22 protein-coding genes are annotated in these 22,277 nt (G+C 30.3%); 5 read left to right on the top strand and 17 right to left on the bottom strand.

Going from position 1 to position 22,277, the window contains the following annotated elements:
• The first annotated feature begins 49 nt into the window (after nucleotides 1-49).
• A complete protein-coding gene (locus OCU47_RS05935) occupies nucleotides 50-5,611 on the top strand; it encodes a S8 family serine peptidase (protein WP_261827675.1) in 5,562 nt (1,853 codons plus the stop codon).
• 226 nt (nucleotides 5,612-5,837) lie between these two features.
• Here the strand turns inward: OCU47_RS05935 and OCU47_RS05930 are convergent, their stop codons facing one another.
• From OCU47_RS05930 to OCU47_RS05905, 6 genes are all read right to left on the bottom strand, one after another.
• Nucleotides 5,838-6,101, bottom strand: coding sequence for a hypothetical protein (locus OCU47_RS05930; protein ID WP_261827674.1), 264 nt, complete (start codon nucleotides 6,099-6,101; stop codon nucleotides 5,838-5,840).
• Between the two features lie 107 nt (nucleotides 6,102-6,208).
• Nucleotides 6,209-6,580: a YkvA family protein gene (locus tag OCU47_RS05925; protein ID WP_261827673.1), complete on the bottom strand. Its 372-nt coding sequence runs from the start codon at nucleotides 6,578-6,580 to the stop codon at nucleotides 6,209-6,211.
• Between the two features lie 13 nt (nucleotides 6,581-6,593).
• Entirely contained in the window at nucleotides 6,594-7,070 is a 477-nt protein-coding gene (locus OCU47_RS05920; protein ID WP_261827672.1) for a GNAT family N-acetyltransferase, read from the bottom strand.
• A gap of 96 nt (nucleotides 7,071-7,166) precedes the next feature.
• Nucleotides 7,167-7,523 (bottom strand): carboxymuconolactone decarboxylase family protein, encoded by a 357-nt coding sequence (locus OCU47_RS05915; protein ID WP_261827671.1) that lies wholly within the window; start codon nucleotides 7,521-7,523, stop codon nucleotides 7,167-7,169.
• Complete coding sequence (locus OCU47_RS05910; RefSeq protein ID WP_261827670.1) at nucleotides 7,513-7,881, bottom strand: MerR family transcriptional regulator; 369 nt, start codon at nucleotides 7,879-7,881, stop codon at nucleotides 7,513-7,515. Before OCU47_RS05910 ends, OCU47_RS05915 begins: the two co-directional genes overlap by 11 nt.
• Before the next feature lie 459 nt (nucleotides 7,882-8,340).
• Complete coding sequence (locus OCU47_RS05905) at nucleotides 8,341-8,589, bottom strand: hypothetical protein (protein ID WP_261827669.1); 249 nt, start codon at nucleotides 8,587-8,589, stop codon at nucleotides 8,341-8,343.
• Nucleotides 8,590-8,717: 128 nt separating this feature from the next.
• Here OCU47_RS05905 and OCU47_RS05900 point away from each other — a divergent pair, with 128 nt between their 5' ends.
• Entirely contained in the window at nucleotides 8,718-9,647 is a 930-nt protein-coding gene (locus OCU47_RS05900; protein WP_261827668.1) for a DUF2935 domain-containing protein, read from the top strand.
• A gap of 109 nt (nucleotides 9,648-9,756) precedes the next feature.
• Here the strand turns inward: OCU47_RS05900 and OCU47_RS05895 are convergent, their stop codons facing one another.
• The gene (locus OCU47_RS05895) at nucleotides 9,757-10,623 is read right to left on the bottom strand and encodes a nucleotidyltransferase domain-containing protein (protein WP_261827667.1); all 867 of its coding nucleotides are present in this window, start codon (nucleotides 10,621-10,623) and stop codon (nucleotides 9,757-9,759) included.
• Between the two features lie 13 nt (nucleotides 10,624-10,636).
• Complete coding sequence (locus OCU47_RS05890) at nucleotides 10,637-11,110, bottom strand: GNAT family N-acetyltransferase (protein WP_261827666.1); 474 nt, start codon at nucleotides 11,108-11,110, stop codon at nucleotides 10,637-10,639.
• A 278-nt stretch (nucleotides 11,111-11,388) separates the two neighbouring features.
• Here OCU47_RS05890 and OCU47_RS05885 point away from each other — a divergent pair, with 278 nt between their 5' ends.
• Entirely contained in the window at nucleotides 11,389-11,892 is a 504-nt protein-coding gene (locus OCU47_RS05885; protein WP_261827665.1) for a VanZ family protein, read from the top strand.
• Between the two features lie 177 nt (nucleotides 11,893-12,069).
• On the opposite strand, the gene OCU47_RS21790 is transcribed toward OCU47_RS05885, so the two are convergent.
• The 7 genes from OCU47_RS21790 to hypB all read right to left on the bottom strand — a co-directional run bounded on the left by OCU47_RS21790 (nucleotide 12,070) and on the right by hypB (nucleotide 18,967).
• Complete coding sequence (locus OCU47_RS21790) at nucleotides 12,070-13,065, bottom strand: HD domain-containing protein (RefSeq protein ID WP_309297440.1); 996 nt, start codon at nucleotides 13,063-13,065, stop codon at nucleotides 12,070-12,072.
• Nucleotides 13,066-13,435: 370 nt separating this feature from the next.
• Complete coding sequence (locus OCU47_RS05870) at nucleotides 13,436-14,314, bottom strand: NAD(P)/FAD-dependent oxidoreductase (protein WP_261827664.1); 879 nt, start codon at nucleotides 14,312-14,314, stop codon at nucleotides 13,436-13,438.
• 549 nt (nucleotides 14,315-14,863) lie between these two features.
• Nucleotides 14,864-15,166, bottom strand: a complete 303-nt coding sequence (locus tag OCU47_RS05865) for a DUF1664 domain-containing protein (RefSeq protein WP_261827663.1) — start codon at nucleotides 15,164-15,166, stop codon at nucleotides 14,864-14,866.
• Nucleotides 15,167-15,391: 225 nt separating this feature from the next.
• Nucleotides 15,392-16,120: an energy-coupling factor ABC transporter ATP-binding protein gene (locus tag OCU47_RS05860; protein ID WP_261827662.1), complete on the bottom strand. Its 729-nt coding sequence runs from the start codon at nucleotides 16,118-16,120 to the stop codon at nucleotides 15,392-15,394.
• 4 nt (nucleotides 16,121-16,124) lie between these two features.
• Nucleotides 16,125-16,937 (bottom strand): energy-coupling factor transporter transmembrane component T family protein, encoded by an 813-nt coding sequence (locus OCU47_RS05855; RefSeq protein ID WP_261827661.1) that lies wholly within the window; start codon nucleotides 16,935-16,937, stop codon nucleotides 16,125-16,127.
• Between the two features lie 3 nt (nucleotides 16,938-16,940).
• The gene (gene cbiM / locus OCU47_RS05850) at nucleotides 16,941-17,930 is read right to left on the bottom strand and encodes a cobalt transporter CbiM (RefSeq protein ID WP_261827660.1); all 990 of its coding nucleotides are present in this window, start codon (nucleotides 17,928-17,930) and stop codon (nucleotides 16,941-16,943) included.
• Between the two features lie 380 nt (nucleotides 17,931-18,310).
• A complete protein-coding gene (gene hypB / locus OCU47_RS05845; protein WP_261827659.1) occupies nucleotides 18,311-18,967 on the bottom strand; it encodes a hydrogenase nickel incorporation protein HypB in 657 nt (218 codons plus the stop codon).
• Between the two features lie 288 nt (nucleotides 18,968-19,255).
• On the opposite strand from hypB, the gene OCU47_RS05840 reads away from it, so the two are divergent.
• Nucleotides 19,256-19,678 (top strand): DUF3842 family protein, encoded by a 423-nt coding sequence (locus OCU47_RS05840; RefSeq protein WP_261827658.1) that lies wholly within the window; start codon nucleotides 19,256-19,258, stop codon nucleotides 19,676-19,678.
• Nucleotides 19,679-19,794: 116 nt separating this feature from the next.
• On the opposite strand, the gene OCU47_RS05835 is transcribed toward OCU47_RS05840, so the two are convergent.
• Both OCU47_RS05835 and OCU47_RS05830 read right to left on the bottom strand, forming a co-directional pair.
• Nucleotides 19,795-20,337 carry a metal-dependent hydrolase gene (locus tag OCU47_RS05835; protein ID WP_261827657.1) on the bottom strand — a complete coding sequence of 181 codons (543 nt, stop codon included), beginning with the start codon at nucleotides 20,335-20,337 and terminating at the stop codon, nucleotides 19,795-19,797.
• A 107-nt stretch (nucleotides 20,338-20,444) separates the two neighbouring features.
• The gene (locus OCU47_RS05830; protein ID WP_261827656.1) at nucleotides 20,445-21,002 is read right to left on the bottom strand and encodes a DUF1003 domain-containing protein; all 558 of its coding nucleotides are present in this window, start codon (nucleotides 21,000-21,002) and stop codon (nucleotides 20,445-20,447) included.
• Nucleotides 21,003-21,443: 441 nt separating this feature from the next.
• On the opposite strand from OCU47_RS05830, the gene OCU47_RS05825 reads away from it, so the two are divergent.
• Complete coding sequence (locus OCU47_RS05825; RefSeq protein ID WP_261827655.1) at nucleotides 21,444-22,244, top strand: transglycosylase domain-containing protein; 801 nt, start codon at nucleotides 21,444-21,446, stop codon at nucleotides 22,242-22,244.
• Nucleotides 22,245-22,277 lie beyond the last annotated feature (33 nt).

Raw genomic sequence — 22,277 nt, 5'->3', positions numbered from 1 at the left:
ATTCTTCGTTATATATATAAAAATATATATTTTAAAAGGGGGAAAAATATTGAAAAAATCAAGATTTAAGCTGCTTTCTATTGTAACAACTATTTGCTTAGTATCTTCTTTTTCAACCGCTAGGGCAAATACCAAGAAGTTATCTGATGAAGAATTTAAAAAGATAATTTCTGAGTATTATCAAAATTCAAAGCAGTCAGACCAAATGAATCAAGCATTAAAGTCTAAACTTGGAATCAAAGACACAGATTCTGATTGGGAACAATCTAAGGCAAAAGACTCTACTGATGGGGAAAAGGTAGTCAGAGTTCTTGTTCAATTAGAAGACAAGCCTGCCATAAAAAGTGGTTCATCATTAGATTCTAAAAAGGCTGTAGAAAAATCCTTAAAAGATGAGCAAAAAGATGTTATTAGTGAAGTAGAACAAATAACAGGATCCAAAGTAAAGAGAAGTTTTGGATATCTTTTAAATGGTTTTAGTATTGAAGCTAAGAAAAAAGATATTTCTAAAATTGGTTTACTTAAGGGTGTAAAAAATGTTTCAGAAGCCAGAACTTATCATCCACAGATGACATATGCTAAGCAAATAACAGGTGTCACTAAGGTTTGGCAGAACAATAAGTACAAAGGGGAAGGAATGGTTGTAGCTATAATCGATACTGGTATAGATTACAAACATAAAGATCTTAAAATTACAGATACATCAAAAGAAAAATTAACTAAATCTGCTGTATCTGATAGTATTTCTAAATTAAATCATGGGAAATATTACACTGACAAAGTTCCATATGCTTATAACTATGCGGACAATAACGATAATGTTATTGATACCACTGGTGTAATGCACGGAATGCACGTTGCAGGTATAGTTGCAGCTAATGGTAGTGATGATCCTAATTTTAATTCAGTAATGGGTGTTGCCCCAGAAGCTCAACTTTTGGATATGAAAGTATTTTCAAACACACCTAATGTAGAAAGTGCTTATGATGATGATGTAATCGCAGCAATCGAGGATTCAGTTAAACTTGGAGCTGATGTTATTAACATGAGTTTAGGTTCAGAGTCAGGCTTCGCTGATGCTGAAGATCCTGAACAAACTGCTGTAAAAAATGCAACTGATGCTGGTGTAATGGTTGTTGTTTCTGCAGGAAATGCTGGAGAATCTACAAATACCAGTAGTTGGGATCAACCAACAAATATATTAGGAATAAAAGACACTGCAACTGTAGGCGCACCTGGTACTACTCCTTCTGCATTAACAGTAGCTTCTATGGAAAATAGCAACATAGTAGTAAACAAAATAGAATATGCTACCGGTACTGAAAAAGGTTATATGACTTATGCAACAGTTGAAAATGACGATTATACTTCAATTGCAACTCCTCACCAATTAGTTGATTGTGGAATAGGTCAACCTAGTGATTTTAATGGCAAAGACTTAACAGGTAAAATAGCTCTTATAAAGAGAGGGAGCTTATCATTTAATGATAAAGTTACTAATGCTCAAAAAGCTGGTGCTATTGGTGCATTAGTTTACAATAACGATGAGGGTGGAACTGATTTAATTCAAATGTCAGTATCAAATAACAGTATTCCTGCTTTATCTGTCAGCAATGTAGATGGTACTAAGCTATTAAAAAATATAGCAACTGCCACTATTGCAGTTACAGGAGCAAAAGGTTCTCAAGAAAATCCAGATAAAGATGATATGTCACAATATAGTTCATGGGGACCAACTGAAAGCCTAGATTTCAAACCTGAAATCACAGCTCCTGGTGGAGATATATATTCCTTAGCAAACAATAACAGCTATCAATCTATGAGTGGTACTTCTATGTCCTCTCCTAATACTGCTGGTTCTCAAGCATTACTAATCCAATCAATAAAAGAAAGAGGATTAGGACTTACTGGCAATGCTGCAGTTAAATTTGCTAAGAACTCTATTATGAATACTGCTACAGTTATGTACGACAAGTATAATAAGACTGTTCCTTATTCTCCAAGAAGACAAGGTGCTGGACTTATTAACCTTCCTTCTGCTGTAACAAATAATGTAATAATTTCAGATTCTACTGGCAATGCTGGAGTAACATTAAGAAGTTTTACTGAAAAAACTAAAACTTTTGATTTAACACTTAAAAATTATGGTAAAACAGCTGTGACTTACAATGTGCCTAAATCAGATTTACTTTGTGAAAAAACTGATGCAAATTCATTTATTCACGAAGCTGTTGTTACAGATGGTTCAGTATCTACAAATACCTCTACAATAACTGTTCCAGCTAATGGAACTGCTACTGTAAAAGTTACTGTATCAATTCCTGACCAATTTAAGGCTGATAACTTTGTTGAAGGTTTTGTTAAATTTGATAGTGCAACAAAAGATGCACCATCTCTTTCAGTTCCATTTATGGGTTTCTATGGAGATTGGGCTGCATTAAATATCATAGACAAACCTGCATATGACAAAGATACAATATCTGCCGCTACTTGTATTGGAACTGTTACAAAAAATGGTTTTGTTTCTTTAACTTCAGAAGATCCTAACGGAACAGCTTTCTCACCTAATGGTGATAATTCTCAAGATTCTGTTGTTCCAAATTTATATTTGTTAAGAAATGCAAAGCATTTAACTACTCAAATACTTGATAGCAACAAAAATGTAATTGCTACATTAGATACTGGAAATAACGTAAGTAAGACTTCTTTAGAAAAATTCATGAAAAAAGACACAATCGGAAGAACTCTTACTGGAGCTAAATGGGATGGTACTATTTATGATGCCTCAACTGGCAGCTATAAGAAACAAGCTGATGGTCAATACTATTACAGAATCATAGCTACAACTGATTTAGAAGGCGCTAAAGATCAAGTTATTGAAATGCCTGTAAAGATTGATACTGTAGCTCCTGCTTTAAAACTAGCATCTACAAAAGCTAATCCGGATGGCACTTATCATGTTGTGTGGACTGCAAATGATACTGGTTCCGGGGCTTATAATGATAGAATTTATGTTTCTGTAAACAACGAAGTAGTAATAATTAGCAAAGGTGTTTCAACTAATAAAGCATTAGTTAAAAATTTCGTTGCTAACGGAAATACCTACAGTGCAGACGTTGCTGTTACTGCAAATACAAGAAACAATATAAAAATGGGTCTTTTCGATAATGCAGGAAACCTTTCAATGACAACAACAGACCTAGCAGTGGGTGATGTACCTCAAGTTCAATTGTTTAACTTAGATGATAACATGTATATTGGACCTGATTCTGTGGACAAGAAAGTGTTCACAATTCAAGGACAAGTTTCTTCTAACATTAGTACAGTTTCTGTAAATGGAACCGATGTACAACTTGAAGATAATGGGTACTTGGATGCAGATGTTAATGTTGCAGAAGGTGCAAATACTGTAGTAGTATCTGCTAAAGATTCTTCTGGTAAAGAAATTTTCAACCATTCTTACAACTTTACAGTTGATACAACTAAACCAGAACTTAAAATAACTGTTCCTGGTTATACTGATCAAAGCAGTATTATAAGCTCAACAACTTCTACCATAGATATTACTGGTAATGCTAGTGATGCTAATTTAGCAGAAGTTAGGGTTAACGGATTACCTGTAGATAAATCTGCAATTGATAGTAATGGTAATTTCAAAGCTACTGTAAAGCTTGTAGATGGACTAAATTCTATTTTTGTAGAATGCAAAGATATCTGCGGTAATGTTTCTAATAAATTTGTAAAAGTTAATTATGCTGACCCTAAAAAAGCATTCAATATAACTTTTGATAATTTATCATCATTAATGACTCTTAATGCAAATGATGTACCAAATGGTGTTTACACAGTTAAGGGTTCTGTAAATCATACAGTTAAGACATTCTTAATAAATGATACTCCTGTAACTGTAGATCCAAAAAATAATACTTTTGCTGTTGATGTAAAACTAAAGCAAGGTACAAATATAGTTAAAGTTTACGCTGAAGAAAACGGAACTGCATTATACAATTTTGGATATAGAGTTCTTTTTGATTCTAAGGCTCCAAGCTTTACATTAAAATCTCCTGTTACAAGAAGTGACGGAAAGATTTATACAAACTCAAATAATGTAAATCTAGTTGGAACTGCAAGCGATAACTTATATGGTTATACATTCTATGTAGATGGTAACGCTATATTTACTCTTGATAGGTATCCTTCTTCAGATTCAAAAGTATTGACAAAAGATTTCAACGTTCCTTTAAAAGTTAAAGATGGTGATACCGTATCAATAAGCTTAATAGATGAGTTTGCTAATAAGACAGAGCAAAAAATTCCGGTAGTAGTAGACACAATTGCTCCTGCTGTTCCAAAAATAACTCTAAGCACAACTGATTTCACTAATAAAGCTCTAACTGCTTCTATAAGTGATACTGATACACAGATCGATCATTTTGAATATAGCTTTGATGGTAAGACCTTCTCAAAATATGATGGATCTCTAAATATAGCTTCAAATTGTAAAGTATATGCACGTGCAATTGATTATGCTGGAAATGTTAGTGAAGTTGCTTCATTAGATGTTACAAATATTGATACAACAGTTCCTACAGTTACTGTAGCTGGTATTAATAATAACGGTGTCTATACTCAAGCAATAACACCTTCTATAACAGCTGATGACAAACAAAGTGGCTGTGACAAAATAGTTGCTACTCTCAACGGAGCTCCTTATACTTTAAATACACCTATAAACAAAGTAGGTTCTTATAATTTAGAAGTTTATGCTGTTGATAAAGTAGGTAATAAATCTTCTATTATAACTAAACATTTTGACATTAAACTTGATGTAAATGCTACTACAGCAAACGGTAAAACAAAGGTAACTGTAGGTGGTACAGGATTGCAAGCTCCTTCAATATTAGGTGTTTCTGCAACAGGTACTCCAAGCTATGAAGTTGACTTACCTGCTTACCTTGTTGATAGTAACAGTGTATTTGCAGTTACTGGTGATACTGCAAGCTTATCAGTACCTATGTCATTATTCACAAGAGATGAGCATAGTACTATAAGATTGCTTGCTGATGTAAATACTAATTCAAGCATTATGACTGGTATGAAATTTGCTGGAAAGGCTTATAACTTTAGCCTATTCAATGTTGATGAAAAGGGAGTTCAAACTCCAATAACTAAGTTTAATGGTAAAGTTGTAACTGTAACAATAAAGCTTACTGATGCTGACTTAAATGGATTAGACACTGCTAAGCTTACTGCATTCTGTTACAATGAAGCTACAAAAACTTGGGATTCAGTTGGTGGATCTTATGATGGGGCTACTAAGTCTGTAACTTTCTCTGCTCCTCACTTTAGCACATATGCTATAGCTGAGAAACCAGCAGTTACTCCAACAAACCCAACTAACCCAACAAACCCAACTAACCCAACTAACCCAACTAACCCAACTAACCCAACTAACCCAACAAACACTGGAAATCAAAATAATGGCTCAAATACTAATTCAAAAATTGTAAAAACAGGATCTGTATTTGGTTCAACAGTACTTGGCATAGTTGGTGTATCATTAGTTATATCTGGTGCTGCAATATTATTTATAAAGAGGAGAAAATTCTAATATAAATAAAGAAGTACTAACTAAAGAATGATACTCATTAAAGACTGTGGCATTAGTAGTAAATAACTACTAATGTCCAGTCTTTTTTAATTTCCTTCGGAAAAGACAAGCCCTTTTCCAGTAACTTTGATAGTACTTTGTCTTCACTGCAATTCCTATACAATAAAAAAAGAAGTGACACTAGATAATTAGTGACACCTCTATTGGTTTATCCTTTATATAAATATTATACTATACTCTCTATTCCTGTTAAAACTGCATCTCCTTGCAATGGCTTATAAATTGAAACTTTCGCTATACCCTCACGTAAGTCTTGGCTAATGAGTACTGACTTACATATAAAACAATAATTTGTTCCATTCACCAATTGTGTTGCTACTTTTATAGGCTCATATTTCACTCCTACAAGTCCTTTTACAATGTTATTAAACATTTCTAAATCTTCAGCTGATATAGTATCATGTACTGTCCATCCACCTGGTATTTGCATAAATAATTTCCTCCAAAAAATAATTAATAAATCTATATTATTATTTTATACAAGAAAACTTTCTTATATTCCAACTATTATTTATATAAAATAATTAATATGCTCTTCTATACAAATATTCTAACTATTTTATATATAATCCAACCCCATAAAAGTAGTATGAATACTGCTGCTATTATACCCTTTTTTCTCATACCTGCCTTATCTTCTTGCTGCTCTCTACATTCTTCAATAACTTCTGGTGGAATCAATTTTATCACTAAAGTAATTCCTGCTGGAATTATTAATAAATCATCTAAATAGCCTAAAATAGGGATAAAATCAGGAATTAAATCTATTGGGCTAACAGCATAAGCTATCACCAATATAGCTAGTATCTTAACATACCAAGGTGTTTTAGGATGTCTATATGCATTATATAATACATAAACATCTTTCTTTATTTTTTTCATCTTTTGCTTAAATTCTTTAATATCCACTTGTATCTCCTTTTTAAACCAATACTATCTCAAATTCAAGCTCATGCTTTAATGGGATATTATAATCTCCCAGTATAGGAATTGACGGCTTTATCTTTCTTGCTGCATCAACAGCATTTGGATATATACGAGTTAAATCAAATCCTCTTTTTTGATAAAATCCTATAGCATTCAAATTATCATTAGTTGTAATTAACTTAACCTTATTACATCCTGCTTCTTTAGCTGCCTCTATAACCTTATCTACAAGCATAGTTCCAATACCTTGCTTCTCTTTTAGACTATCTAAAGACATTATCTCACATTCATTGTTTTCTATCATATATGTTGCCAAACCAATGATATTATTCTCTTCATATATAGCAAAGCCTTCCATAGCTGTCATATCAAATACTTTGCCTCTAATTACCATTTCTGTTGAGAACCAATGGTCTATTATAAATTTATTTATTTGTTCTCTATTTTCGGTTGATATTACTCTTATATCCATGTTCACTCGCCCCTTTTATGCTTCATCTAAACTGAATTCATTTTGTTAATTATAACATCAACTTCTATATAAATACATGTTTAAGCTAAAACTTACCTACTCAACTACTATCTCTTTCAACGCGTTAAGAGCATTTATAGCTGTTGGAAATCCTGAGTATGGAACTGTTTGAATTATTATCTCCTCAATTTCTTCAGTAGTCAATCCAACGTTCATCCCAGCTTTTATATGAACCTTTAGTTGAGGCTCTACTCCACTTCTGCTTGCTAGCATAGCTATTGTTGCAATTTCTCTATCTCGTAAACTAAGACCATCTCTTGAATATATATCACCAAATGCAAATTCAACTATGTATTTTCCTAAATCACCTAATGGTGCTACTACTTCTTCTCCTACTTGACCGTCCACTTCTGCTAATTTCTTTGATCCTTTTTCAAATCTTTCACTTATCATTATTTTTTCCCTCCATATTGTTGTAGACTTCAATTTTATTATTTAAATAATCAATACTCTCTCTAATTTCATCAATTTGTGAAATTAGTTTTTCTTTTTGTTCTTCAAGCATTATACGTCTTTCTTTAACAGTGGTATCTCCAATATACCTTAAATCAGCATATATTTTTATCTTTTCAATAGGCATCTTTATTTTCTTTAATCTTAACAAAAACCTAATCCAGTTTAAATCTTGCTCAGAATAATCTCTGTTTCCACTTTTATCTCGATTAATATTCTTTATGAGTCCTATCTTTTCATAGTACCTAAGTGTGTCATAGCTAATGCCTAATATTTGTGATATCTTTGAAATATTCATGATTTTTTCTCCTCGTAAATTAATATATCATCTGGAGTTAACTCCACGTCAACACCTTTTTATTATTTTTTATAAATTTTACTATTTTAAATCTAATAACTATATCTATATCTTCGTAATAACTTGTAGAATACTGCCTTTACTCATTTCAAATCAGCCTATTTTCTTGCAAAGTGCCTTAAATTCTTACTTGCGTAACTGCACATTATATATAATCATAGACCTGTATAGAACTGTTCCACTTAAATGTTGATAGAATATTGTAGAATTTTTGCAGCTTGTCCTTGGCTTTTCCTGTCGAATTATTGCAACTTGTCCACCAACATTTTGATGGAATACTTCTATATGCATTGAAAATTGTGTCTATGTTTTGAAATAGTGTTAAAAGCGTATAAATTATTAAAGATAGTAATTTTGACTTCCCTTAATTCATTTTTTAAGAAGACTGCGAAATAACTTTTACATTCTTATCCATTTTGTCTTAAAATCATTTAAGTCTCCATCTTCATCAATCATACAGTATTCTGCATGATATACCTTGTCAATCATACAATTATTTTCATCATAGAGTATGTATGGATATAAGCATATAACATCGCATTCATCACTGTTTTGTTTTATAGATTCACATTCAATATATCTAGCCTCTATGAGATATGCTACTGCACCAATAAAAGATAAGCCATTAAGGATTTTCAAATCAACCATACAATCACCTTCTGTTTAAATAAAAATTATATATGCATTTCATAATACTTTTTTTATTGAAAAAACTCTTATTCACTATTCTATAATTTATGAATATATTATATATGTAATAATCTTAGGAGAATACAATGATTACAAAACCAAAATTTATAAATCAATCATTAGAAATAAATCTTTTCTTTTTAAGAATAATGAAAGAACACTCATTATTTTTGGAGGCTGCCTTTGGTATAAAAGATAAAGAACTAATCACTGAAGCCGACAAATTTAAAAATGAATTCACTAAATTACTTTTACAAGCTATAACAATATCAGATGGTGTTATTCCTTCTCATGTTCTATCTGCAAATGAAATTGTAACTAATTACACAGCCGATGCAGAAAAGGCAACTGAATTTTACACAGGAATTGATATAGACACCAATCTCACTGCTCTTGAAAAATCACTTACACCTGCCACTGGTGCTATACCAAAGAATTTGTCTCGATTAACAGAAGATGTTTATTCACTGAACCATCGTTCTATAAGTGCAACAAATGCACTTATTAGATTTAAGACTAAACTTCTAAATGATGTGCTATCTTGTAGTGTATACACAACAGCTTATCCTCTATTAATTGATCATATATTAAGAGAGGCAAAATTATTTGTAAGTTTATTAACTAAACTGCAAAATGGCACTGAAATTGACATGAAAAATGATGTGTTAGATTTAGAATCTTTCTGGAATAGAATAATGTCTGAACACTCATATTTCATTCGAGGTTTGTTAGATCCAACAGAAGAAGAATTATTTAATATCGCAAATAACTTTGGAAATGAATTTGCAGTACTAACAAAAGAAGCTTCTGCTATAAACAAAGCCTCTCTAGACATGTCTAACTTAACTAATAAAACTTTAAACAAAACTATAAAACTAAGAGACTTTAAAACACAAGGCACTGAAGGTCTTTTAAGTTGTAAAATCAAATCAATAATTGTTCCACTTTTAGGCGATCATGTACTTAGAGAAGCTAATCAATATATACATTTACTTAAATTATTTCAAGCTTTATAACCCATAAATATTTAAGGATAATATTGAAATATATTAATTTTTAATGGAAGCATTTTAGCTTCCATTAATTATATTGCAAAAATATTCTAGTGCTGCTGCATTCTTGAAGTTAAATATATACGGGGTGTATGTGAGGTATTCGAGCAGACTTTAGTTTACTTAAAACTATCTTTGTGTTAATTTCTGGATATATATTATTAATCATATCCAAGGTCTCAAACATAATAACTAAGGTATTTTCAAATGCTTCCTTTGGCGAGTAATTAAAAACATCTCTAAATCTTTGTTCAATATTATCAGGCTTAATTTTAAAACTTTCAAGTGATTTGTACATCCATTTGAAAGTTGGGAAATATCCTTTGTTTAAGGCAAGTAATATTATAAATATACTTTTTTGTAGGTTAGCAATATGTTCAAACAATAATGTTGAATTTTCTCTTTGCAGATAAAGCTCAACCTGTGTACTATTAATTGATTGTAGGGCTTTATTAATGTTTTCTATTGCAATCTGTCTTGGATATTCCTTGACTTTAGCCTTCCATGAATTCACTATATCTTCTCCAAACATGGGTATACAGGTTCTTATAGTATCAATAGCATTACTACTTCCAAAATCAATTTTAAAATCTTTAATTACAGATTTGATGACTTTTTCTTCTTGTTCGAGAGTAATATGCCATAAATCAATCTTAAATCCATTTACAATTATATTATCTTCTCTTGCTTCATGATTATATGGATAAAAGTACTCTGCATTTAATTCCTTTATTATAAGTTTTCGAATATTCTCATTGGGAAGTTCATCCCAAAATATAGGTATTTCTACATCTGAATATTCATCTGCGTACCCTCTTGCAACTGAACCTCCAGCAATTATCGCTTTTATACCTTTTGTACCTTCTACACTCTTTATCTTTTCACAAATTTGCTTTGCTAACTCTAATCTCCACTTACAATGATAATTTAAAGTACTCATTTTATCCCCCCTTTTATAGTGCTTTACTTTTTATCCATAAATCCTTTTTCATACACACACTATTTGCATTTCCTGCATACATCCCATAATTTTCAGTCACGGTATATCTTGCATTTTTATATAAACTAATTGCTTCAATTTGCTTAATTCCTGTTTCCAACACAGCAAATTTATAGCCTTTTTCTTTTGCTAACTTCTCTAATTCACTGACAATTATCTTTGATAGACCTTGTCCTCTCTCTTCTTTTCTTAAAAAGATACGCTTCAACTCTACAGTATCTTCACTATGTTCTTTAAATGCTCCACAGCCAACAGCAACATTATCTTTATAAATTACAATTACATCATTTATATAATCAACACTATTTAATTTATTATATTGTTTCTGCAGTTCTCCATATTTCTCGTTAAGTCCTTCATCTAGTAACTTTATGAGATTAAGAAAATCTCTATTCTTCCCATCTGTCTTTAATATTTTCAACTCCATATTTGCCCCCCAATATTGCTTAAATTATTTATTTTTATTCGATCATTGTTTGAATTTAATTAATCCAATAATTCTTATAGTTATTTATTTTTATTATATAACATTTTTCACACCATAAATGGAAAAATTAACTTCTGTTTTTAAATATAATCTGAATTTAATTTTACGTTAACTTTACAAGCACCTGATATTTTTCACGCTTGTAATATGTAAAAAATAAATATACAATATAATTACATAATTTAAAAATAATTGTATTTTATTGAGGAGAATTATAAATGAAGGTAACTAAGAAATCTAAATCGTCCAATATTATCCTTTGGTGTTTATTCATAATATATCTAGCATTATTGATTAAGGTAATATTTTTTAAATATCCCCTGTCTATGATAAGTGTTATGCTAACAGATTACAAACAACCTCTAAGTTCTAGAATAGAATATGCTAATTTTATTCCTACAAAAAGTATTTTTCATTATTTATCAGGAAAAGAAACTATTAAAATTGCTGTAGAAAATTTGCTTGGAAACATAATTGCATTCGGCCCTTTAGGCTTTTTCTTACCTACATTATTGAATTGGGCAAAGAAATTTAGGCATACTGTTTTTATTTCTTTTATAGTTAGCCTTTCTTTTGAAGTGATTCAATTATTAACTGCCATTGGTGATTTTGACGTTGACGACATTATTTTAAATGTGCTTGGAGCTATGATTGGCTTTGGATTTTATAAAGTAATAATGAATATAGTAAAATTGAGAACTTCCACTAATATTAATTTATAACTTAAAGTTTTCATTTTATAAATTACATTTAAGTATACGCACGAATTTATGTTTATCACTGGTATGAAAAAGGTTAACTAAAGAATTTCTACACTCTAGCTAACCTTTTATTTATGCTTATATCATTAGACATCTGAAAGTACCTAGGTTTTATATGCTAGTCTATTTTCAGAGTTCTTACACTTCCAAAATCATCTTAGCACTTTGATATTTCTGCTCCATGATTTCTTTTGCTTCTGGGCACAGCTTGTTCCAACTTCTTTGAATCTTTTTACTTACCCACTTTGCTCCTTCTTTTACTTCCATACCTCTATTACAGTAAGCAAGATGTAGTAATGATGGAACTTGATCTATATGTGCCATTGCATCCGCACTAGCTACACATATTGCTTCCTTTGTTGTTTGCTCTTTTCTTACACTTCCTCTATGACATAAAATACAATCTTTTATTATCTCTATTTTTTCTTCTGGATAATCTAGTTCTTTTAGGATTCTCTCAGCTTCTATGGCTCCATATATATGATGCTCCTCATACATGTTCTTATCTTTAGCACTTGCATAATCATGTAAAATTGCTGCAATCTCAACTATTTCTTCATCAGCACCTAATTTTCTTGCTAAAATTTTAGCATTTTTAACTACACTAGTCACATGGCATGTCCAAACTTCATAGCCAAAGAAATTATCCTTACTTTTGCATTGTTCTTCTACTATAATTGAAACAGTTTTTATTATTTCCATCGACTTTAACTTTGTTTCCACCTCATTAATCAAAATAGGTTGAATCTTTGGATAGGTTAAATCTTGTGGCATATCATCAAACAACTTAACTTCCCCTATTTCTAAGTTAGGTAATTCACCTAGCTCCTCAATGTCTGCAAAATATAATCTTCCATAACTTTTGGGATCATTTTCTCGCTCTATAGAATAATCACATAAGTAATCACATATAGGAGTTAATTTAAACTTAACAGCTCCTGTTTCCTCATTTAATTCCCTTGATGCTGCATCGTCAATAGCTTCATTTAATTCTCTGTGTCCTCCTGGTACTTCCCAGGTTTTTCTTTTCTTATGCCTTACATATACGAATTTTCCATTATATTTTGATACCATAACTGCAAACTTTAATTCTTTATCTTCAACTAACCCTAAATTGCATATTTTTGTTTCCATATAAACCTCCTGAAATGCTATATTAGATTATATTCTTAACCACTTTATTTCCCATGATTTTATACTCCACAGGATAATCTTCCACTATCTACATTATACCAAATCACACCTATTTTTAAACTTATCAAGTGAAACTTGATTCAGTTGGGTTTGATCCCCATCTGAATCTTAGTTGAACTTATCCAGAACCGTGCAGCCGTTTTCTCCAACTTAAAGAAGCTGGAGTGTTACGGATGCTAGCCATCGGATAAAAAATAAAAAGGTTAATTAACTTGCAATATGCAAGCTAATTAACCCTGAAAAAACTTTATTATTTTTAATTTAGACATCTCAAAGCAAATACGTTTATCTGCTAATCCATTTAGACTTGTTATTTATTTTCTGATGCCTTATTTTTATTATCAATATAGCTAACTGCATTCAAACCAGCCATTTGCCCTTCTCCAGCAGCTTTTATATATTGATAAGGCTTTCCTGTTATATCACCAGCTGCATAAAGACCTGGCAGATTAGTCTCCATTTTTCTGTTAACCTTAATATGCATTTCATCCATTTCTAGACCTGGAACAAGCTGACCTGGACTTATACTGTCCTTCAATATAAATACTGCATCTGTGGAAACTTCACCATCTTTAAGAACAAGTTTATTGACTTTATCAGTCCCTAAAACCTCCTTAGGGATTGATTTTATTACTTCTATATTAGGATTTAAGCTATATTCATCTTTGAACATTGGAATAAAGTTAACCTTTCCTACAATCTCACTTATGAAATTAGTTTCTTCAACAGACTCCTTATTGTAGCCTACTACTGTAGCCACCTTACCTTTATATAAAGGTGCATCACAAGTTGCACAATATCCAACACCTCTACCTAAGAACTCCATTTCTCCTGGCAATGGTTTTGAAAACTCTATTCCTGTTGTTAAAATAACAGTTGTTGCTTCATAAGTTTTGTCATTTACCATCAACGCAAAATAATCTCCCATAGCATAAATATTATTGACTCTCTCTGTGGTTATTTCTATCTCCATATCCTCAACATGCTTTTTAAAATGCTCCTTAAGTTGTTCTCCTGTAACACCTGGCAAACCTAAATAGTTATTAATTTTTGGAGCCTTAACTATCTTGCTGCTCAAATCTTTACTTCCAAAAACTATTATATTCTTATTTCTTATCTTTGCATTTATAGCAGCTGATAAACCTGCTGGTCCACTACCCACTATGGCAATATCGTATCTTTCACTCATGTTCAAAATTCCTTTCCTAATTATTATTAATCTATAATAAATTTATTAATATATTTTATCACATTAGGCATCTTCAAAAAATAAATAAGTCCATATGCTAGCCTATTTGGATTTGTTATTTATTTTCAGATGCCTTAACTTATTTCTTCACTCTTATTTTAGTATGTTTATATTTGTATTCAGTATTCATAAATTAAGACATTAAGCATATGATCATTATTCTTTTGCAACTTCATACTTTCCCTCCAATACTCTAAATAAGAGACCTGTAGACATTTATCAATCTTGTTATACTTTCGATGTCATTATATTAAATTTAATTTTATTCAATTATATGAGTAGCTATTCATATGTTTACATATAATATATAACTTATTACGCTTTCTGTCAATAGATGCTAAGGGAATAATATCCTCTAAAATCTTCACTACATATATAACATCTATATACCACAACTTACCACTTATTTGTATAAAAAAAACTGCGTAATCAATAAAAATACCTTCTCATTAACTGCACAGTGCTATTTACATATAATCTTTTATTAAATTATTTATTTGCTTTTAATCTTGCTATATCTACCAAGTTATTTGCAGTAGCTTCTTCCACTCTGCACAAGTCTTTCTTTATAATTGTTACCTCCTCAGCAGTTCTCTCCACTTGTTCATGTGTTGACTCCAATTTCTTTTCAATTCTATCAACTTTAATATTAAGTTCTTGAATATCTGATTTTATTCCTTTTACATCTTCTTTTATTCCTTGAATATCTGTTTTTACGCCTTGAAGCTCAACTCTAAATTCTTGTTGCTCTTTTTGCATTTGCTTCAATATCTCTAGGATTTCTTTTTCCATCGTAATCCACCTCATTAAATTATTGAGTGAAATTATTATAGCATAAAAAAATATATGTTCCAATAAATAAACTATATATTTTTTGTCTGCTATATTTACAAGGGATGTGCTATCTTATTTAGAAATAATATATTAAATATATATATCGCTATTAGTTTTCTGCATCTATAATTTAGATATATGCATACAATAATTGTTATATAAATGTAATTTTATTATTGCACCTTATATAATATTATTTTTATATAAAAAGTCCTTATCCTTCATTATCTCATCATACTTACCATCTCTAATTATTGTATGATCACCTGAAAAGACAACAGCTCTCTTAAATACATCTTGTATGTACTCAAAATCATGGGTTGAGCATAAAATTGTTTTTCCTGCATTATTTATGGCTATCATAAATTCTCTTAGAAATCTTTTAGTCTTTGGATCGAGCCCATTCATAGGTTCATCAAATATATATACCTCTGGATTTAAGACTACTACTGTAGCAATAGCTACTTTTTTCTTTTCTCCACCGCTTAGATGGTAAGGTTGTCTATCTTTTAAATCTTCTATTTTTAGAAGTCTTAAAGTATCTTCAACTCTTCTTTTAACCTCTTCTTCCTCCATGCCCATCTGTCTTGGCCCAAAGGCAATTTCATCATAAACATTTGAACAAAATAGCTGCATCTCTGAATTTTGAAAAACAAATCCAATCTTTTTGTGGAAAGACTTTGAGAAACTTTCCTTTTGCAATTCCTTATCAGTGATTTCTTTACCTTCAAATAAGTATTTTCCATCACTTGCAGTTATCAATCCATTTATTAATTTCATCAATGTAGATTTTCCACTACCATTTACGCCAATTAGAGCAATTGCTTCTCCTACTTCAATATGCAAATTTACATTTCTCAGTGCAAAAGTGCCCTCACTATATTTGTATGAAACATTTTTTATATCAATCATCTAATCACAACCTATCAAAGTAAAAATATATTATTATAAACACTGCATTAGCTATAATACAAACATAATCTTGTAACTTCATTTTAAATTTCTTATAAACTTTATACTCTCCTGTAAATCCTCTACATTCCATGGCTCCATACATCTCTTCAGACATCTCTTTTGATTTTATAAACATGGTTCCTAGCACTCCAGAAAGTGCCGTACTTTTATTTTTACTTTTCCCCACAGATCTTAGCTTAAGTGCATAGATCATATTTAAAGAAAACTCTCCCAAAACCAAAATGTACTTTATAGTTATATCAAGCACAAAGATAAATACATCTGGTACTTTAAATAGTTTTAATGTCATTATCAAATCATTCCACTGAGTTGTGCAAGCTAATATGTTTACAGAAGCAACTGAAACTAGTATTTTTAATGTGATCATTACTGCATTACTGCCATATCCAAAGAAAATTGAAGGTAGCAAAAGAATAAAGCTAAAAGCTGTTACAATCAAACTTACTTTCAAAATATGCTTTATTTCATTTATGCTAAGGAAATTAATTACCACAAGTATAAATACATTTGCAATTATAACAAAAGTAAGATTTTTTGCTAAGGAAACAAACACTATTAGTATAAGTGTTGAAATAAGCTTAACTGCAGCATTTATGGTAAACTTATTTTGTTTAGTCTTACCTCTAAATCTTGTAAGCACATTCAATAGGGAAATAATACTTTTATCTATAAAGGAATTCTTCTCCTTCAACGGTGTATAATTATCTTTTTCTAAAAGCCATTCTGGCATTTGTAACTTCCTCTCTTCTACCATTAGTTATTTACGCCGTTTTTTTTCTTTCTTCATATTTGCTATCAATCTAAATATAATTAAAAGAATTGCTACCCCTGCAACTGCTGATAAAATATATCCTAGATTATCTGATAGTCCTTTAACAGAGTAATCTGGCATCAATGAATTAAAGTTAAATCCATGCTCCATACCTTTTGGTACAAATCCTAATGCTTTTCCCCCATTTGAAACAGTGCTTATCTCATCAGCTCCCCATTCGCCCCAAGCTGTACCTGTAGCTAACAATCCTAAAGGTGACAAACAAATAAGCAATAATATAAATGCATATATAGGTTTTGTTTTTGTAGCAGAACCTTCATATATAATTCCTGGTGAAACCTTCTTTATAAATCCTAATACACCAACTGTAATGATACCTTCTAAAACCCCTGCAACTGCAAGATGTGGAATTAGCATTGCTGGTATAGAAATTGATAGTGGATATGGACAATATAATGGCATACCTGCGGCATCCTTAAAAAGTAATGGTTGTATACCAAACTCTATTGCAGCACATAAGGCACCAAAATTCAGTCCAATATATGCAGCAATAAAAGTTATAATACTTTCTCCTTTTTTAATTCTGCTGCTTAAAAATTTATAAATATAATACCCTACGTATGGAATCACAAAAGCCATGTTAAAGCAGTTTACCCCAAAGGCCAAAATACCACCATCACCAAATAATAATGCTTGGATTAAAAGTGCTATGGTTATAGAAATACAAGCTGCCTCTGGCCCTAAAAGAACAGCTAATAGGGTTGCTCCTACAGCATGTCCTGTAGTTCCTCCTGGCAATGGTACATTAAACATCATTGTTAAAAATGAAAGTGATGCCCCAATACCCATAAGTGGCATTTTCTTTTTAGTAACCTCTTTTTTTACTTTCTTTATTGCTCTTGTCCATATAGGAACCATTACAGCACCCATAACTGCACAGGTTGATGGACTTAAATAATTGTCTGGAATATGCATAATAACTCCTCCCAAATACCCAAATAAGTAACAAAAAATAAAACCACAAGAATTGATAACTGCTTTCAGAAATCAACCCTCGTGGTTATTAATCAGTATAAGTATATTTATATAAGTTCTAAATAATATCCTACATTAATATCAAATATAAAAGATACAGCATGTAGTCTATTTATTCATTTGAACATACATATTAAATTTTATATTATAGATATAAAACATTAAAGTTAAACATTATCCTTTGCTCAAGTAAAAAACAACTTCAGCTTATCTTTAGTTGTAAAAACAATGTTATTAACTTAGACATCTATAAAACGTATACTTTCGTAGTACACAAGATTATAATACTATAATATTCCCATTTTGTAAATATAAACTTGCTACTTCAAATCAGCTTTTACTCTCTCTTCAATGAACTTAACAAGAGGATCTATCCCCTCTCCAGTTTTTGATGAAACTCTAAATATCTCTGAACTTTCGTTTAAAAGTTTAACACTTTTTTCAACCATATTATCATCAAATTCAAAGTACTGCATCATATCAAACTTGCTTAAAACCACTGTATCAGCTGTAGAGAACAGTAATGGATATTTTTCAACTTTATCGTCACCTTCAGGAATACTTAAAATAGCAATTTTAAAATTTTCTCCAAGATCAAATTCAGCAGGGCAAACTAAGTTTCCTATGTTCTCAATAAAAATCAAATCTATTTCATTTAAATCAAAGTACCCCAATATATTCTTAATTGATATTGGTTCTATGTGGCATTCCCCTTCAGTATTAAGTTGAATTACAGAAATCCCAAGTGCATCAATCTTCTTAGCATCCACTTGTCCAGCTATATCTCCCTCAACTACTGCAATCTTATATTTATTTTTTAAACTCTTTATCAATTCAATAATTAGACTGGTTTTTCCTGTACCTGGTGAGCCCATGACATTTATTAAATAAACATTATTATCCTTCAAAATCTTTTTTATTTCATTACTGCACTCTTCGACTTCCTCTAATTTCTGTTTTACAATCTTAATGTCCATCTACTCACTCTCCATCATAATTATTTATATACCTCAGAATGTTATTTTCACTAAAAAATAGAATCTACTTATATTTTATTATATAATACTATTGTTGAACATGAAATACGGCATCTTGAAAAAATAAATAAATCTATCTACAAATCTATTTGGACTTATCATTTATTTTCTGATGCCTAACTAATTTGGGGTAGTGTAAAGTTAGTTATGAAAAAACAAGATTTAATTGATTAACTCGGTACACAGTAAGACTTTGATAATTATATTTATTTTTGAGGAGGCATAATCATGAAAATTGCTGTTATAGACACTCAAGGTGCAGGTCTTGGACAAACTGTTGTGAAAAAGATTCGTAAAGAAATAGGTCAAGACGTTAATATTATTGCCCTTGGTACAAACTCCTTTGCTACCTCAAAAATGGTCAGAGCTGGCGCCAATGTTGGCATAAGTGGAGAACGATCTATTATCTCATTTTGCAAAACAAATGAGATTGATAGTATAATTGGACCAATTGATATAATTTGCTGTAATAATATTGATGGTGAGATTACACCCTTAATTTCAAAATCAATAATTAATATGGATTGCATTAAATATGTCCTGCCATTACAAAAATATAATATTTACATACCTGGAACAAATACTATGCAAATTAAAGATATAATTGAAGAAATAATAAATGATATAAAAAATAGAGCAAAACTCATATGATGCCATTATTCTCCCGTTATAGCAGATCAGTTTAAATAATAAAAACTGTTTGCTACGAGGATGAACATATCAGGCTACAATAAGTATGCTCTATTCTTCTATTCTAAAGCTTAATATTATAATTTACCCTTATATAAGAATTCTTTAAATTTATTAGCTTTTCTTAATTTCACAAAGAAATATGCAATAATCCCAAATCCAATTAACTCAGGTAAAAAAATAGTTGGATCTGTAACAAGTTTGATAATAGTACTTAACATCCAATTACCTTCTGGTCTAGTAGGAAACTTCCAACCAAAGTATGGCCAAAATAGTATACCTGAATATAGCCACATACTATCAAATATCAAATGTATGAAACTAGAAATACCCAAAAATAGAATATTGTTTTTCTTATTTTTATATAATATACACACCCCTATTAACACTAGCAAGGTAGAAAATAATAATGTATGCGCAAATATACGACTATTATGAAAGGTACTTCTAAACAAAAAAGCTCCAATAGGCTTGTCTATCAAATCAGGTAAGACTGATCCAAATAAAACAAATCTATAATCAATTGGAATCCTATCCTCTAAATCTTTATGTTTATAAGTTATTTTTTCATATGTCTTTATTACTCCTGTAGTAAGTCCTAAATGTCCAAATAAAATCATTATAACGCTCCTCTATCTAAGGCATATTCTGTCAATTTTCTTCTTCGAAGTTTTTATGATATTTCTTAGTTTAGTATATATTAAGTTTTTTTTCAAGCTACATATTATTATCTTTTATTCTCTAATTCATCTATCTTCTTTAATAAAGTTTCTATAGTTTTTGTATTTTCTGCCTGTTGTTCCATTAACAAATCAAGTTTGTAATGCAAATCTTCTACTATAATTTCAGATTTTAAGTTGATAAGATAATCATTAGCAGCTGTTAATCTATCTTTTTCTGATTGACGGTTTTGTGACATCATAATTATAGGAGCTTGTAAAGCAGCAAGGCATGATAACACAAGATTCAAGAATACAAATGGATATGGATCAAATGCTTTATTACTTAAAATAAAAGCATTTCCTAGAATCCAAACTACTAGCACCACACAAAAACTTATTATAAATGTCCAACTACCACCAAATTCAGCTATTTTATCTGCAACTCTTTGTCCTAAGGTTGAATTTTCATCATCAGCTTCATTTATGTTTTTTGATACTTTTCCATTAATCAGTTCATGTATCATTTCTTCATTAATATTACTTTCTTTTAGGTCCCTATCTTTTTTTAATATCTCTCTTACTAACTCTTCTTTACTATAATATGAATTTTCCTTATCATTCATAAATATTATCTCCCCTTTAAGTTTTCTATTTATTCTATATAAGTGAACTCTTTCTTGTACCTATATTTCTTAAGTATATCCTAAGTTTTAGTTAATGCTCTTCCAAAACAAACTTATTATATCTAATATAGAGTATGCATCTTAGCAACTCCTATTCCTAACAAATGTTTCAAGTTATATTCTAACATATAGTTTGTATAGTTCCCATATAAATCTTTAATGTGAACATCTTACTACTTCTTTTAACCAAAGTGCTATTCATATCCCCCCTAAGAATATGCAAGAATTCCGCACATTAAGTTAAAATAACTAAATAACTATGATATAATAGCAATTAACTTCTCTTCAGCTCATTATTAAAGTAATGTAATAAGAAGAGGCTTCACGATATATTAGTTGTATTAGTATCAATAAAAAGAATTTAACGAAGGGAGCTTTTATATGAAAAGTAAAAAAATCAAGCAGAGTAAATTTAAAAATAAAATATTATTAAGAATCTTACAGTTTGTTGCCATAACACTAATTATTATTAGTGGATTTATTTGCTTTAAATATGGTCCTACCATTTCATCCTTGTATGATAATGCAACTACGAAGGTTAATAATTGTACTGTAGATAGCTTTAATACTAATAAATCTAACAATACAACAGCTTTAAATAGTAAAGATCCGTTATATTTAACATCTTCACTTATTCCTAAAGATGTAAAAAATGCTTTTATTGCTATTGAAGATAAAGACTTTTATAAGCATGGAGGCGTAAGCATAAAAGCAATCTTTAGGTCAGTATACTCAATCTGTACAAATGATTGGAAATTAACACAGGGAGGTAGCACTATTACTCAACAATTAGCAAGAAACGTGTTTTTAAACTTCGATAAAAATTACAAAAGAAAAGTTGAAGAAATGTTTATTGCCACCAAATTAGAAAAGAAATTCTCAAAAGATCAAATATTAGAGTTTTATATTAATAATATTTACTTCAACAATAATGCTTATGGTATTAATGCTGCTGCAAAAAAATACTTTAACAAAGATTGCAGAGAATTAAATCTTTCAGAAATATGTACCTTAGTTGCAATTCCTAATGATCCAGAATATTATAACCCCATAAAGCATTTAAATAATACTTTACAACGAAGAAATCTAGTTTTAGAGAAAATGAAAGAATATGGTTATATTACTAATGAAGATTATCAAAGCGCTATAAATTATAAGATAGTTCTAAATTTAAGTAAGTAATCCTCTCTACACCAACCAATATTACATGCAGTA

Source organism: Clostridium sp. TW13 (assembly GCF_024345225.1).
Lineage (GTDB): Bacteria > Bacillota > Clostridia > Clostridiales > Clostridiaceae > Inconstantimicrobium > Inconstantimicrobium mannanitabidum.
Note: the sequence above shows the minus strand (reverse complement) of the source record. Positions and strands in the feature narration are given on the sequence as shown.